The following is a 15,817-nucleotide window of genomic DNA, read 5'->3' as shown; positions in this document are numbered from 1 at the left end:
ATCAAAGCTTACCAAGAAAAAATACTACTTAATAAACAAAAAAGCTTATTCAAAATGGCAAAAGAAATGAACATGGTAATCAGCTATAAAACAGCAACTTGAAAAATACGTCAATGGTAATTTATTTCAGGGTCTAAGCTTCTTTCCGAACCAACAGTTTCTTAATTTCTGCTTCAAACCTCTCCAAAGTATATTGCTGACTCCATTCCTGTGCGGCTCTGGACATTTGCTCTAAGTTCGCGGGATTTTTCAAAAGGCTCACTATTCTTTCAATATCTGTTTCAGAAAAACCTGTTCTCGATACATCCCGACTCCCGTCGGGACACTCGAACTGACAGTTTTTCTTAGGTTTTTCGACATTTTCTTCTCTCTTCTCTCTTCTCTCTTTTCTTTTTTCCACATCAGATATTAATATCCCACGACTCCCATCCCCAAGCATCCAGGCCACACAAGAAACATCCGTAGCAACAGGAACACACCCATACCACATTCCCTCAGCAATTGTTTTTGGCCAGCCTTCGCTTTTTGAGAGCAGAATTACAAAATGGGCTTTTATATAGGCATCTTTTAATCCTTCCAGGCTCTTTCGGCCTTTTAGTTTTACAAACTTTTGTAGTTTTTTCTTTTGAATATAATCATTGAGCGAATCTTTTAAAATTCCGTCTCCATAGATCTCGAGTTCTGAATTCACTCCTTTGCCATTAAGAGCTTCAATGAGTTTAATAGCTTTAAAAATTCCTTTTCCTTCCACCAGGTTTCCGGTAAAAATAAATTTATAAGGTGGACTAAAATCTTTCTGAACCGACTCTTTTTCTATTTCTGAAAAGCTGGCGGTAAAAAAAGGTAATATATTTTCTGACTGATTTGGCCAGACGCCGTAAGCTAAAACCTTTATATTTCTGCTTAAAAAAGTATTGCTCAGAATCCATTTCTGCAATCTGTAAGTCCACGGCTGCCTGGAACCGGGATCCCAGTTTCCCGCATATTTTACAGTTTTGGGTTTCTTCGGAAAAAAGATCTGGGCTACCGCGGCAAGCAATCCAATATTCCCCGGACACCTTAAATGCAAATGATCCGCCCTTCGCATAGCACCCAGAATTCTAAAAAATATAAACGGAATCTTTATAATCGAATCTAAAACCGCCGGAAAATTCAGTAAATGGAAAGACGGGATCTTAGTAAAAGTAATACAAGATTGCTCATAAAGCTCCCCTTTTCCCCTCATCTCCTTTTCTCCACTTCCCCTTTTCCCCTTCTCTCCTTTTCTCCTTCTCTCTTCCAAAGGTGCCAGTATTTCAACCTCCTCCACATACTTAAACCACAAATTCATCTCCCTCACATAGGGACTATAGGCATAATACCTGCCTTCCTTTTCCTGATGGATCACGTGGGTAAATACTGCGAACCGCATCAATGAGATTTTTTTTGCATGAACAGGCTTAAATGCATACAGTCGAACATCGCCTTATCAGAATTCAGGGAGTTTTCCCAGTCATCCCGGTGCCAGGCCTTCGCCTTTTGAATTCTCTTTTCTTCAGAAACCGGCAGAAAACTAATAAAAGCGCTCCACTTCGCTTTTCCCAGCACTGCCCTTCGCTCTTTTACGACAAAGCCTTTTGCAAACTGATAATACGTTTTTTTGGAAAAAGGCCATTCCCAGGCTTTATCACTTTGAAAAGGTCGATAAATGGTTCTGATAAATTTTATAGGCAAACTGGTCTGCAGCGGATCGTGACTTACAATACTTCCGTTCTTGCTTAATTTTTCCTCAAGCTTCGCGATAAGTTCATCCACATCCTTAAAATGATGCAGCACTCCATAGGCATAGATCAAATCAAAGTCTTTCTCCCTAAATTCTTCTGAAAGAAAGTCCATCACCTCAGCTCTGGCCCCCGGAACTTTTTCCAGTCGGCGGCTGAGGTTGTTGATTCCTTTCGGACTAAGATCTATTCCCAGGTATTCTTTTGAATTTTGAGCAAGGTAAGAACTCAGCGAGTTTCCGGCATAACAGCCCAGGTCGAGTACTTTCTTTTGAGAAAGGTCTCCAAACCAGCTTTTATGAAGTTCGTAGATATCCCGCTCTACCCCGGTGTCTTTTTTGATGCGGTTTAAAGCCCCATTTCTAAAATAAGACCATAGCCGGGTAGCAGCATTTTTTTGCTTGGTATCATAGAATTCTTTCTGCCTCGCGTTTATAAGTTTGCGTTTCTCAGACTTCATTTTTGGGCTTATTTAGCAAAAGGATCCACCATCCGACAATCCTGCCCAGACTTTCTGTGAATGCCTCTTTCCTGTTTTGGGTTGTGATCATATTTCCCAATCGCACTAAAGTTAATAAAAATGCAGTGCCGTGCCACTTCAGCCTGGCTTTTAAATCGGGATCAGGATATTTAACCCGCCAGACATACCAGCCGTTCCTGATCACCATTTTACCATATTTATACTTATCCGGCCTGCCGGACAGTTCGTGATGGTGCTCCACCTGGGCGGCGGTATTCACATATAACTGCCCCAGGCGCGATGCCCGCAAACAAAAATCCATATCTTCATAAAGCCCGTAGCCCTCAAAATATTCAGAAAAGCTTATTTTTTGAAAAAGGCTTTTGCGATAAGAAGCCACCCCGCCCATAAAGAATTCTACCGGGTATGTTTTTCCTGAAGGGGGCAGAAAACCAATAGAAAGCCCATGGGAAAATTCCGGCATTACTCCCGGAGCATGATCACTTAAAAGGCCAAGTTTTTTCCGAAGCAAATTCCTACTGCCTAGCTTTCGAATATAGCCATCCACTTTAAATTCATCAAAATCCGGGATAGCATTGCTTTTCTTCCAGCTGACTTCATTACTGATATACCCACCCACTCCAATAGCATTGGGATAAGTTGCGTAAGTATCAATAAGCTTTTCAAAATAGTCCTGTTCCAAAATGATATCATCATCCAGAAAACTAATGACGTCTATTTCTTTACCGGTCTTTCCAATCCCGTAATTCCGCTGCCGGGTAAGTCCGCGGTCCTTTTCATCTACCTTAAAGTATTTCAGGCCCTCGATCACATTCCTTTCTATAAGTTCCCTGGTAAGATCATCAGGTGAGGCATCTATTATTAGGATCTCATCGGGAATCCGACTTTGCAAAGCCACCGAAGCTAATAGTCTACCGAGAGCCTTCCTTCTTTTATAGGTACAAACGATCAGGTTAAACTTCATTTATAAACTTTTCTCTGGTGGACTTTGAAGAGGACGTCATTAATCTGTCTGCCCATTCCTCACTCCTCCTCCAGCCTTCTTCCATCCGTTTCAAATATTTAGAAGGATTCTTTATTTCCTGACTGGAGTAATAACGTAGGAAGAGCTCGGTTTTATAGCCTTTCTGTTGTTCCGGTGTGTAATATTTTTTTACATATACCATTAAGGTGGGGGAAGGTTTTGGTTTATCTTTCTCCCATGGTGGCTGGCTTAATTCCCTAAAACCACCCCGCGGAGCCTTTAGATGCAAAATTTCTATTTTAGGATGATAGATTATATCACAACCTGCATCGCGAAGCTGCATGCCGTAATCCTGGTCTTCGCCAAAGCCATATTCAAAGATTTCATCAAAGCTTAAAGATCTACAAAAGTCTGCATTTACTATACTGGTTCCTGACCCAAAACTACCCCATTGTTTTATCTTATGAAAAATGGTCTTTTCTCTTTCCTGCTTACAATTAATATTCAGGCAATCAGCCCCCAGTCTCTTTAATTCTTCCAGGCTTTTTTGCAGCAAATCTTCTTCAAGTCTTATATCATCATCGGCAAAAAAAACCCATTCAGCATCTACTTCTTTCAAAGCGACATTTCTTGCGTTACAGGCCCCGGTTTGGTGGGTAAAATGATGTACAATCTCAAAGGGCCAGAATTGCGTTTGTAATTCGGGGAGTTCGCTTTGGGATCCGGGAGCAGGATCCTGTTCTAGAATTATCACTTTTTTAGGCAACAGGCTCTGAATTTTCAGATCTTCCAGCACTTGCAGCAGATACTGCTTCCGTCCCAGCGTGGGAATGATCACATCGATGGAAGGCACTGGTTCTCCGGCTCTATTCGATTTTAATTCTATTCTGGACAGGTCTATATCCTTTTTAAAATATTTTTCTTGAAAAAGAGCCGTAATCAGGGCTCCTATAGGAAAGGCTTTTTCATATCTCACAAAACACCAGAAGAGCAACCAAAGGCGGATGCTTTTATAATGCTGAAAAACAAAAGAGAATAATTCCTTGTTTCCGGCTGAGGGCATTAGCTCCTTATCCCGCACAGTATCTATCATCTGCGGATCTGAATAGCAGAACAAACCGTTTTGCTGCCCCAGTTTAGCAACCGAATTAAGCAGATAGTCGAAATCTGATATATGCTTAAACATATCCCGGAATTTCAGAAGAGTTTGTCCTTTAATCCCCCCTACATCGCTGCTCATTCTCCAGGTAGGATATTTTACGCCACATTTTACATTTATGAATGGCAGCTGATCCACATATCCAATTTTCCCCGACAAAAATTTAGTCTTTACAGCATAAGATGACATTAAAAGATCATGGTCAAAACAATCCTTCAATTTCTCTTTTCTAAGAAAATAAGAAAGATCTTTTTCAATCCACACGAGTAGTTCTTCCGGAAATGCTTCTGCAAGCTGCCATAAAGCCTCGCATGGATCTTTAGAAACTGCAACTTGCTCTCCATTCTTTTCTATCCGCATAATAAATGAGGCTCTCTGATGAATTAGTAGGATCATTAACTGTCTATAAGTTCTAATATTTTTCTCATTTTCACTCCTGGATGCAACCAGTTCTGATAATATTCCCGATTTGCCTGCTGAATGGACCTTCTCAGATTGTTATTTGAATACAATCTTTCTGTTTTTTCCAGACATTCTTCAGGTGAATTGTAAGTAAGATAATGCTCCTCCTCTTGTAATGGTCCCAATAATTCAAACTCTTCTATTGGTGTCGAAATAATAGCCAGGCTATGAGAAATATACTCTCCAAATTTCCAGCTAATACTTCCTTCCAGGCCCGGGTTAACAATTCCGATACTTGAGCTTTTAAGAATTTTTAAGTAATTCCTTTTATGGTATTCCTGTTTTCGAAGAAGTAAATCCTTACATTGATGAACTGAAAATTGATCTTTTTGAATTCCCCCCTTAAAATTACTGCCGTAATGTTTTTTTAGGATCCTATTCAACCTTATACGCTCCTCGTTAAGAACTTTACGTTCTTCTTTCTTCCAGTGCAATTCATTATTATCGGGGTTCCATAACCTACTTCGAAACAAAATCTGTATCCTAGTGGAAGGAACAGACTGCATTTTAGAAAGTTCATTGTTTATTATACAATCTTTGATATTTAAAACAGATGAAGCAATTGGTGAAAACCTAAGTGAATATTTGAGCAATCTTTTATTCTTTATGAATAAATACTTCAAAAATTTATTTTTATAATAGACTTGATAATTAAGCCCGTACGGACGCAACTTACTTTTTTCCCAGAAATCTTTTTTCAAAAGCATTCGCTTAAAATAAAAATCAGATTCTTCATATAAGGAATCTTTTATAATACAACTATCAGCCATATCAAAGAAAATTATTTTATTACTGTACCTAATTTTGAAAATATCCACTGGATAAATATGATCTTCTATAATATATTTAAGATCAATTTCTCCCTGATCCCTTAAGTACTCCAGGCCGGTTATTAACTGAGTAAAGTGAAGTAAGCCTGAGTTAAAATAAAGTGTGACTTTTTTTTTCATTACACTTTATGATTTAAAAAAAAAATCAGATTTTCCTTTCTCTTTAACATGCTATATTCATATTTTCTAAGTGCTTTAAAGAAAGACTGGGACGCTCCTTTTCTTAAATGATCATGTAATTCAATACAAAGTATTCTAGTATATGGAAGCCAATCATCAGTACCGGTTTCAAATAATTCCTTTTCGGAACCTTCTATGTCGACCTTTAAAATATCGATCTTTTTTAAGTTATACTTTTGAAATAAATATGGAATGGAGAGCGCCTCAATATCAGATTTTTGATCTGTCGTTTCCTCAACCTGCATACCCCAGGGTTGATCGGTTTTATTAACCAAACGTAAATTAGTATTCATATTCCAAACACCTGCTCTAACGGGAATAATATTCTTGAAGGGCCTGCAATTTTTTTCCAACATTTTAAAATTATTTCTTTCCGGTTCCACTGCTATGATCATAGCATTTGGAAAGTGATGGGCATAGAAAATGCTTGATAAACCAATGTTTGCACCACAATCAATAATAACATCAACAGGAGAAGAGTAGTTGAAATTATAACTATTTTGGAAAAACACCTGATAAAAGACCGTGATATCGGAAGTACTATTCCTGAGGTAAACCGGCTGTTTTAACTCTCTAAGTTTGATCTCTATTATTTTGTTAGGATATAACAGCCTCTTCCTTAAAAGAAGAAGCCCTCCCCATTTCCATTTTTCCCAATGATCAACAAGGGAGATAATTCCATGTGCTATTTTCTTTAGTTCATTCATTTTTTAAGAGCGGATTATGCTATCATTCACAAGAAATTCCCATCGAGAACAACTTTTTAAGAGCTTTTTGCCTATCACCTCCTGATAGTCCTTGGCATCAATTCCTTCAGCTTTCGGCTTCTTGGCTTCAAGATCGTCAAAAGAAAGTATGTGACCCGCAGGTAAATCTTTATTCACTGCCAGGGATTTTTCAAAGATATTTTTTAGGTCACTAAAACGGGAATTATCAGCTTTATCAGCGGGCTGCTGCAGGGAGGAATGAATGTTTTTTACCGCCTGCACCAGGTTTTTGATCTCATCGATCTCCAAAGAAGAAGATGCATCCGGGCCGAAGCTGCGGCGGTCAAATACTGCGTGAAACTCGAGGATATCAGCGCCCATTGCAGTTGCTGCAATGCAGGTTTCAATTTTCGCCGAATGATCGGAATAGCCGACCGGCACTTTGTAGCGATCTTTGAGTTCCTTAATCACATTCAAGCCATAATCTTCCGGCTTTGTGGGATAGGCAGTGGTACATTGAAGGATATAAAATTCAATTTTTCGCTCTTTCAGGAACTCTACCGTTCTATCCAGTTCCATAAAAGAACTCATCCCGGAAGAAATAATTACCGGCTTCCGGGTCTTTGCTATTTTTTCCAGCAATAAAAAGTTATTCACTTCTCCAGAACCTATTTTATAGCGCTTGACTCCTATTTGCTCCAGAAGGTCCACAGCAGCGTTGCTAAAAGGAGAAGCCAGGAACTCCACCCCTTTTTCATTACATCTTTGTTTTAGAAGTTTCCACTGGTCCAGGCTAAATTCCATCCGCTTCCAGTAATCAAAACGGGTTTTGTCCTGCTCGCTAAACTTTACCCGAAAAGGCTCATATTCACTACTCTCCGCCTCTGCTATATGGAGCTGGAATTTCACGGCATCAACTCCGGTTTCCGCCAGGGCATCTATATAGGACAAAGCCAATCCAAAGCTGCCCTCGTGGGCCTGTCCTATTTCCGCTATAATAAACATAGATTTAATTTTTAAAACACTTTCTTTTAGCTTCCCCTTTAGAGCTTGTCCCGTTTTCACAACGGGAGGCCGAGGGGCATTAGTTCCTACCTCAATTTCCTATAAAGATATTTTAATTTTGTAAATACTTTCTCCCTCAACCACCAAATTGTCTGGTGCAGATTGGGATTGACAAAAATGATCTTCAAGCCTCCCTTCCATTGCCCCTGTGGAAACGGACTATAAGCAGCATTTTTTTTGATACTGATGGAGTGCACATACTTTTGGCCGGGAAAATACTTTCTTAGCATTTCCTGCTGCGGTATCCTGTCCCCTTCTATGGCAATAATCCCATGCTGGGTTACCAACTGTTGGATTTTTGCGAGGTCGGGGTCTTTTCCGTCGATTATGATCAGGTCGAATTTTATTTGAGGCACTTCAGAAAGTTCAGAAAACACCTCTACTTTTCTATACTTTTCACCAAGATTCGTCTTTAGGGCATCCAGACAAAATTCATTATCTTCGGTGCCGGCGTATTTTAGGTGTTCATTAACTGGAAGAAGACTCCCGGCAATGGCTCCGATCCCTAAACCTATTTCCAAAATATTTTCAACGCCAAAACTATCTATTATGTCCTGAAGCTTTATAACAGCATACTCACTGGCGATATGTTGGTTGCCTTCTGCAGCACAAAACTCTTTATATTCAGTTAAAATTTGCTCCTGTTTTCTCATAATTTAATAGCAAGGATAATTTGCTTATTCACACTCTCAACCTTATAGATATAAGCTTTATCCCGGTAGAAAGATATAAGGTGTAAAAGCACAAGATCATTTACTTCCTTTAAACTATAATAAACAGGTAACTTCATTTTTAATAATTTTTTGATCAGAAATTTTTTAGAATTATGAAACGGGTCGGGTTCAATTACTACTTTTAAAATTTTATTCTTTATGCCAGGTAACTGACCGTAGAGAAAATCATCTACCTGTCTTTTTTCGGTTTGAATTCTAAAATTCACAGATGCACCTTCCAGTTCGATCTTATCTGTTTCGGACATGATCTCTCCCCATTTCCTGATATTTGTTTGCCTAACCTTATTTTCGATTGCAAATTTAAGGTGTTGATGATTTAATGGAACGATACCGTTAATTTGAAGATCTTCAGTCAGCTTTTTAGATTCTTTACTTCTGTAAGACGGGTGCCACTGATGCAGCATTAAAATTTCCTTATCATAATATTTAACCGGGTAACCTGATTTTTTTAAACGAATGTGCATATCGGTATCTTCGGCACCCCAGAAATGATAAAACTCATCGAAGCCTCTTAATTCTTGTAAAACCTTAACCGGAAACATACTTAACCCGGTAGCCTCTGAGGTACTCTTTCGGTAATTAGTAAATTCATTATATTTCTTTCCTTCGACTCCCTCATCAGGACTTAAAAATCCAACCTGAAAATAAACTGTTGTTTCAGGCTGCTGAAGTTTCAAGGCATTTTTAACAAAATCGGGGTGAAAGATCATATCCACATCGGCTACAAAACAAAAATCGGAAGTAAGGCTTTTTATTACCGAATTCAAGGCCCTGCTTTTATTCCAAGGTTGATATTGGGTATTACAATAATTATAGGTTACAAAATCATAGCTTTTGCATAATTCTTTTATTTTAGAAGCAAAGGATTCTGAAGAACCGTAATCCACTAAAAATACTTTGAAATCCCTGAAGCTTTGTTCGACCAAGGAATCTAAAGATTTTTTGACCCGGCTTATATCCCGGTTACGGTATGGATAAATTATAGATAACAAATTTATCTGAATATTTTTTTCAACATCATTTTTTGTCTAAATAGTGCATTTTTAATAGTGTAAAAGTGAACCTTAGAATTAATCATATTTCTTGAATATAGAAATATGATTAATTCTTTATCCAAGGTCAATTTTTTTTCCTTTGAAAGGAGCCAACCTATATAATCATATTTTTCTTTTCTAAATCTTTTAACATCAAAAACTCCCGAATAAAGATCCAATTTTCCTAGTGCTTCCAATGTTAACATTGTCCTTTTACATTTATAACATTTTGAACAGTTTAAATATGATCTATTTTTTTCGAAAGGATGAGTACATACATCCAAATATTTATAAGTTTCAGAATACCTAGAGATCAAATCTGTTCTTTCAATCCTGGAATATTTTAAAGCAGAAACAAAAATTGAAGTTGATTCTGTACTAAGGTTTGGGATAAGTAACATATCCAAATCAGCTATTTCATCTTTATTAAAACTAAAATGATCAAACCTAGTCCCCGAAGCATAATAATAATTTTTAAACAGTTTCTGTAAAATCAATACACAGGAAATTGTTCTTAAATTATAAGTTTCTTGAAATTTCATTCCTAAAATTTCACTCAAATTGGAATCAATGGTGATTACCTCTCTTCCAACCTCACTCGCAAAAGTCTGGACATTTTCAAATCTATCTTTAAAAATCATCCTAGCTTTCTCACCCCCAAAATCACCATGAGATCCCACGTTAAAAAAAGTAAAATACTCAATTTTATAGGGTTTCTCATCATCCAAATGATCATAGTAACTGGCAAAAGAATCAATACCACACGAAAGACCTGTGCCTGCAACTCCCCTGGTATTAAAATCCAAAGTACTTAAAGTAGTTGGTATAATTTTTATTTTTGTGTAAGCTGAATTTACCAAACAAAGTGCATCTATTATATAATGTTTTATAGAATAAAACAATCTGGAGCTTATAGGGGCCATCAATTTAATATCCTGACCTGTTTTTAACCCTAAGAATAATAACGCAATGACAAATGCATCCAACTGTTCAGTCACTATATAAGGTTTGTACTCATTTGGGAGCCTATACCATAGTTCCTCACGCCGACCCTCTAATTCAAATTCCGCAGCAATGATGCATTCTTTTTTCCCCTCTTTAATTGTTGGCGGAAAGATTTTAATCATTTTTATGGTTTATCTTATCTTCAATTAACTTATACTTTTCTAAAACCTGTTTCCTGATGTACTCCCTCTCCAATTTAGGTACAATATATTTAGAGTTATGTTCTATTGCATTTTTCATTAAATTTTCATCCTTTATGGCACGTACTACCAGGTCTTTTATCTCTATAGAACTTTCAGGATTTTCAATTAATAAACCATTATACCCGTCCGCAATCAATTCTGAGGACGCACCACCGGGATTTGATTGGATTGGAAAACATTTCATAATTATGGCTTCAAGTAATGTATTGGGAAGCCCATCGGAAATATTATTCCCTATATAAATTTTACTTTTCCCCATTAATTCCAAAACTTCCTTATGGGGGATGTGAAAATAAAGTTCAAAATTATCCCAAAAATAAATTCCATTTTTTTTAGCAAATTTTTCAACTTTCTCATTAGCACCAAATACAATAATTTTAAAGTTGAAAAGTTCAGCCTTTAGTTTTTCTAATGCTTCCAAAACAGTATTACATCTTCCTAAGTTGTCCTGATACCCTTTTATTATAATACATTTTTTGGATTCAAATGGATATGTTGATTTCTGGTATTTATGCAGTCTATACCCTCCTCCGGTTGGATATGTTCCTAAATACTCCCCTTTAAATCCGTGCTTTCGAGCAACAAAATAATCCCTTGTACAATCTGCAAACATAAAATGTAAACAAGGCAAAGCTAATTTCATCTCAATAGATTGTCTCTGAAGTTGTTGCCCATAAAACAAGTCATTCCCCCAGGCAGAAAAAATCCATTTAACTGCGGTTTTTTTTTGCATAACTCCGAGCAAAGGGAATACTGCGGATTGTAAAATAAAGCTATGTACTACATCAGGTTCTATTTCTTTAATTTTCTTATCAACTATATCAGCTAATTTCCTTTGATTAAATTTGTTTACAAAGTTATTAAGCCTTGGAAACTTTTTTTTTACCAAATATCTACCAGGATAGTTTATTTTATTTCGCCATCCAATAATTTGTCCTACAAAACCAATTTTGGGATTATAATTGTTCGAATCAAAAACGTCAATCCAATAAACTTCGTGGCCTGAATCCTTCAATTGCTCTGCCCACCGGAAAAAATGAATAGAAGACATGGATACCATTAGAATCTTCATAAATTAGTTTTTAAAGTTGATGTAAAATTGGCAGAGGATAAATATTTGCTCAAATCATCCCACATTATTTTTGAATTGGGGTCTAATTTCCAATTTTCATAAAGTACTGCAATAAGTTTTGAAATTTTTTCAACTTCATCAATCTCAGCGTGATACTTGTAATGATCGCCTAACAATCTTTTACTCTCACTATAATAAGGACCTAATAAAAGGATAGGCTTCCCTGCTTGAATACAGTGTGGAAACTTTCCGGGTAAGAATGGACTAATAGGCCCTTTAGCTTCTAAAATAACATTTACCGAAGATTGGGCTTGCAAAGCTTGAGTAATAGCAAAAGGAAGATAATCCTTGCTAATAAATATTTCCGGGTAATTACTACTAATTTTTTCAAGCTCTTCTGTATAATAATTTTTACCGCCGATAAAGAAAAGCATGGCAATTCTCTTTGCTTCGGGATACCATTCCAGAAACTTTAAAAATCCCTTTACAAGTCCCATTGGACTCCTGCCCCATAAAAGTGTTCCGGCGTGAAGTATATTAAATTTTTCAGGATCAAAAAAATCAGGTAGTTCTTCTATTTCATCTTCTATTTTGTCTAATATCTGATGAGGAATTATAATTTTTTTTCCTTCCATGGACTGGTAATAACTCTCCATCCATTCCGCCAGTAGCTCGCTAGGGTAGGCAACAAATTTTGCTTTCATACCCACCGCACTCATAAAGTTTCTTTTTTGTTGATGCCCCGGCTCTACATAATCATAAGGTCTGGGAAAATAGGCAAAAGGATAAGGATCATGAATATAGGCCATCCACCTGGCATGATATTCTGGAATTTTTAAAAGCGCATGGTGGGGTCTAAAACTACCCCCCTTGCTTAAAGTGAGAACAAGATCAGGCTCAAAGTTTTCCAGTTTTTTTAATCCAGTTACGATACTATTTCGATCGTTGAATAATGTAAAAGAAAAACCAAATAGCTGCTCAATATACTTATTAAACTTCCAGCCTGTTTTATACCTGATTTGACGCTCTATACGACTTAGGAAAAACAGAAAGCTACGCCGATTTTCCCTTATACTTATACATTGAATATCATCAATCTGAATTTCTTTTCTTGTATAATGGTAGACGAGTATTTCAAAACCGGCCTTATAAAGATTTTGAATTAACGCAACATTTGCCTTAGAGCCACTGCTATCCTCAATGTCAATTGATTCAACCACAATAAGTATTTTCTTTTGGATTTTAGACATTTTTGCCAATTAAGAAATTCACAACCTTCTCGGCAGCCTTCCCATCTCCAAATGGATTTTGCTTTCCGCTAAAGCTCATGGGAGCATCCAAAAGCCTAAAAGCCTCAGTAATAATTTTCTTTTTTGACGTTCCCGTTAAAATGAAGAATCCTGCTTCTACTCCTTCCGCTCTCTCTGTCGTTTCTCTCGTAACGATTACAGGCTTTTTAAGACTTGGAGCTTCTTCCTGAATTCCACCGGAATCTGATATTATTAGATCTGACTCCATCATTAACCAGATAAATGAAGGATAATTAACAGGTTTAATCAGGTTTATGTTTGGATTATGGTCTAACAACTCATATACGGTTTTTTCTACTGTCGGATTCAAATGTACCGGGAAAATGATTTGCACATCATCACGTTTAGCTATTTCCAAGAGTGCCTGGCAGACAGCTTCCAGACCTTTGCCAAAATTTTCTCTACGATGTCCTGTCACTAGAATTAGTTTTTTATCTTTCCGAAGCAAAACCTGAAATTCCCTTATTTTTTCACTCAAATAACCAACTGCTATTTTAGATTTGGCAATTAATAGCGCATCAACAATAGTGTTACCGGTTACAATTATTTTTTCTTCAGGGACAGCCTCTTTCAATAAATTATTTTTAGCCATTAAAGTAGGGGCGAAATTATAATCAGCAATCCGACTAATAAGTTGTCGGTTTCCTTCTTCCGGAAATGGAGATTTTAGATTCCCTGTGCGCAACCCGGCTTCGATATGACCTATTTTTATTCGCCTATTAAAAGCGGCTAGGGAAGCTATAAAAGCTGTAGTAGTATCACCCTGAACTAAAACAATATCAGGACAAATTTCTTCAAAAACTTTATCAATTTCCGAGACAATATCAGCGCTAAGCAAATTTAAGTTTTGGTTTTGTTTCATCAGGTCTAAATCGTAATCAGGGATAATTTCAAAAAAACCCAATACCTGATCGAGCATTTCCCGGTGTTGTGCAGTTACACAAACCCTAAAATTAAGTTTTTGCCTTTTTAATTCATATAGTACAGGAGCCATTTTAATAGCTTCTGGCCGGGTGCCAAAACACAGTAATACCATTAATTTTTTAATATTTTGCTTTTAAGGTGAAAAATGGGTTTTAAAAAAGGGTAGAATTTATAACCTAACTGATACTTCAACTTTTCAAAAGAATTAGACCCTGCGGCATCAAGACTTCTTTTTATAACAGTTAAAGATTTCAAATTAAATCCCATTCTCAGAAAGAAAATTTTATGTTTTTCAGTAAATAAATCTTTTGAATTTAGATTTTTTATTATCAAAATAGCTGCTTTATTTTGTGAATTAATTCTAACTGGATTTCTTCTAAAAAACTCTCCCGTATTAGATTCCGGATGCTTTCTGCCGAAATAAAGAACTTTATCAATTGAAATTCCTTTTAAACCTTTTAATAATAACCGGGTATAAAATTCCCACTCCTCAGCAAACATAAGGCTTTCTTCAAATCGTTCATTAGAAATACTAGATTTCTTCCAAACCACCTGACAGGAGTTAAAGGGTAATTCATTTTTAATAATTGCGTCTAAATTTTGGATGGTTATTTCCCGGGTATTAGAGTCTTTCAAATATTCAAATTCCTTTTCAAACTTTCCTCTGAAAGTAGACCGTTCATAACGACAAAAATCATATTTTTTTTTACTTAAATTTATTAAAGCCAACTCCAGTAATTGAGGATGTGAGATATCATCATCGTCAAAAAAGACTATATATTTTCCTTTCGCTACATCAAGACCCTGGTTTCGACATCCCGGTAAGCCTTTTTTATATTTTTTATTTCGCGTAAAATACTTAAAACGGAAGTCAGTGTCTGTAAATTTCTTCACCGTTTCCAAGGTTTCATCAATGCTTCCGTCATCAATAATTATACATTCCCAATTGGTAAATGTTTGAGCTTTTATGGCCAACAAACTTTCACTAATTAGATGAGCCCTGTTATAAGTAGCCATTATAATTGATCCCTCAGGTCTCATTTCATCCTCCATTTTAATTGAGATTTTAGAATTCTCAATGGTTTTAAAATAGCATTTCCTAGTCTGAATTCCAGACGTGCTGTATTTTTTATTTTTTCTCGCTCTTCTTCCTTTAATTTTGTAAGGAAATTTCTAGTATAAAGATCGAAATAGTTTTTATACAGATCAGAATGTTTCAGAAAAATATATTCCCATAGGTCAAATTTTACTTTGTTGGCTTCCAACCTCATCGAATTTTCTTTTTGCCTGTAATTAAACCATGGTTCTAAAATAACAAATGCTTCTCCTCCCTCTTTCAATAAACGAATAAAAAACTCCCAGTCTTCATACCCATTTGTCATTTTTTCATCATATCCATCAACACTTTCCCAATCTGCTTTTTTAAATAAAGAATTTCCAATAGCTGAATTTGAAAACAGAAAAGCTTTAATATTTCCACCTTTAGGGGTGAAAATATCAATTGTACCTTTCTTATTAAACCTATGTGCCTGACATGTAATAATTTTATACTTCTGAGGATTACTGATAATAATCTCTAGGGCACGTTCAGCAAATTGGGGTTCAAAAAAATCATCTGAATCTAATACCAAAATATATTCTCCCCTGGCTTTTTTTATGCCGGCGTTTCGGGCAGAGCTCAAACCCTTATTTTCCTGGGTAATTAGTAAATCGACCATCGGTTCTATTCCCCGTAAAATCTCTTTCGTTGCATTATTTGAGCCGTCATCAATAATAATTATCTCCTTATTGGGATAGGTTTGCCCAAGGGCTGAATCCACACTCTTTTGTATAAAATGGAGGTCATTATAACAGGGAATTATTATAGATAATAAAGGAAGTTTTTGTTGCATTAGAATTACAAAATGGTCAATTTTAATTTCTTTTA

15 protein-coding genes are annotated in these 15,817 nt (G+C 36.4%); all 15 read right to left on the bottom strand.

Annotated elements, in window-relative coordinates; all coding sequences use genetic code 11:
- Positions 1–133 precede the first annotated feature (133 nt).
- The 15 genes from LB465_RS16440 to LB465_RS16370 all read right to left on the bottom strand — a co-directional run bounded on the left by LB465_RS16440 (position 134) and on the right by LB465_RS16370 (position 15,782).
- Complete coding sequence (locus LB465_RS16440) at positions 134–1,411, bottom strand: glycosyltransferase (protein WP_224471014.1); 1,278 nt, start codon at positions 1,409–1,411, stop codon at positions 134–136.
- Positions 1,411–2,220 carry a class I SAM-dependent methyltransferase gene (locus LB465_RS16435; RefSeq protein ID WP_224471013.1) on the bottom strand — a complete coding sequence of 270 codons (810 nt, stop codon included), beginning with the start codon at positions 2,218–2,220 and terminating at the stop codon, positions 1,411–1,413. The genes LB465_RS16440 and LB465_RS16435 overlap by 1 nt, the downstream gene beginning before the upstream one ends.
- Complete coding sequence (locus LB465_RS16430; protein WP_224471012.1) at positions 2,210–3,205, bottom strand: glycosyltransferase family 2 protein; 996 nt, start codon at positions 3,203–3,205, stop codon at positions 2,210–2,212. Before LB465_RS16430 ends, LB465_RS16435 begins: the two co-directional genes overlap by 11 nt.
- Positions 3,195–4,724 carry a glycosyltransferase family 2 protein gene (locus LB465_RS16425; protein WP_224471011.1) on the bottom strand — a complete coding sequence of 510 codons (1,530 nt, stop codon included), beginning with the start codon at positions 4,722–4,724 and terminating at the stop codon, positions 3,195–3,197. Before LB465_RS16425 ends, LB465_RS16430 begins: the two co-directional genes overlap by 11 nt.
- Before the next feature lie 35 nt (positions 4,725–4,759).
- On the bottom strand, positions 4,760–5,776 hold the full coding sequence (locus tag LB465_RS16420) for a glycosyltransferase (RefSeq protein ID WP_224471010.1): 1,017 nt from the start codon (positions 5,774–5,776) through the stop codon (positions 4,760–4,762).
- Entirely contained in the window at positions 5,776–6,543 is a 768-nt protein-coding gene (locus LB465_RS16415; RefSeq protein WP_224471009.1) for an FkbM family methyltransferase, read from the bottom strand. The genes LB465_RS16420 and LB465_RS16415 overlap by 1 nt, the downstream gene beginning before the upstream one ends.
- A gap of 3 nt (positions 6,544–6,546) precedes the next feature.
- Positions 6,547–7,548 carry an N-acetylneuraminate synthase family protein gene (locus LB465_RS16410; protein ID WP_224471008.1) on the bottom strand — a complete coding sequence of 334 codons (1,002 nt, stop codon included), beginning with the start codon at positions 7,546–7,548 and terminating at the stop codon, positions 6,547–6,549.
- An 86-nt stretch (positions 7,549–7,634) separates the two neighbouring features.
- Positions 7,635–8,261 (bottom strand): class I SAM-dependent methyltransferase, encoded by a 627-nt coding sequence (locus LB465_RS16405; RefSeq protein ID WP_224471007.1) that lies wholly within the window; start codon positions 8,259–8,261, stop codon positions 7,635–7,637.
- Positions 8,258–9,334 (bottom strand): glycosyltransferase family 2 protein, encoded by a 1,077-nt coding sequence (locus LB465_RS16400; RefSeq protein WP_224471006.1) that lies wholly within the window; start codon positions 9,332–9,334, stop codon positions 8,258–8,260. Before LB465_RS16400 ends, LB465_RS16405 begins: the two co-directional genes overlap by 4 nt.
- A gap of 2 nt (positions 9,335–9,336) precedes the next feature.
- Positions 9,337–10,503: a hypothetical protein gene (locus LB465_RS16395; protein WP_224471005.1), complete on the bottom strand. Its 1,167-nt coding sequence runs from the start codon at positions 10,501–10,503 to the stop codon at positions 9,337–9,339.
- Positions 10,496–11,644 (bottom strand): glycosyltransferase family 4 protein, encoded by a 1,149-nt coding sequence (locus tag LB465_RS16390; RefSeq protein WP_262902925.1) that lies wholly within the window; start codon positions 11,642–11,644, stop codon positions 10,496–10,498. Before LB465_RS16390 ends, LB465_RS16395 begins: the two co-directional genes overlap by 8 nt.
- Positions 11,645–11,652: 8 nt before the next feature.
- The gene (locus LB465_RS16385; RefSeq protein WP_224471004.1) at positions 11,653–12,906 is read right to left on the bottom strand and encodes a glycosyltransferase family protein; all 1,254 of its coding nucleotides are present in this window, start codon (positions 12,904–12,906) and stop codon (positions 11,653–11,655) included.
- Positions 12,899–14,002, bottom strand: a complete 1,104-nt coding sequence (gene wecB, locus LB465_RS16380; RefSeq protein ID WP_237690545.1) for a non-hydrolyzing UDP-N-acetylglucosamine 2-epimerase — start codon at positions 14,000–14,002, stop codon at positions 12,899–12,901. The genes LB465_RS16385 and wecB overlap by 8 nt, the downstream gene beginning before the upstream one ends.
- Positions 14,002–14,931 (bottom strand): glycosyltransferase family 2 protein, encoded by a 930-nt coding sequence (locus LB465_RS16375; protein WP_224471003.1) that lies wholly within the window; start codon positions 14,929–14,931, stop codon positions 14,002–14,004. Before LB465_RS16375 ends, wecB begins: the two co-directional genes overlap by 1 nt.
- Positions 14,928–15,782: a glycosyltransferase family 2 protein gene (locus tag LB465_RS16370; RefSeq protein ID WP_224471002.1), complete on the bottom strand. Its 855-nt coding sequence runs from the start codon at positions 15,780–15,782 to the stop codon at positions 14,928–14,930. Before LB465_RS16370 ends, LB465_RS16375 begins: the two co-directional genes overlap by 4 nt.
- Positions 15,783–15,817: the final 35 nt, after the last annotated feature.

It is taken from the genome of Salegentibacter lacus (assembly GCF_020164555.1).
In the GTDB taxonomy this organism is placed as follows: domain Bacteria; phylum Bacteroidota; class Bacteroidia; order Flavobacteriales; family Flavobacteriaceae; genus Salegentibacter; species Salegentibacter lacus.
Note: the sequence above shows the minus strand (reverse complement) of the source record. Positions and strands in the feature narration are given on the sequence as shown.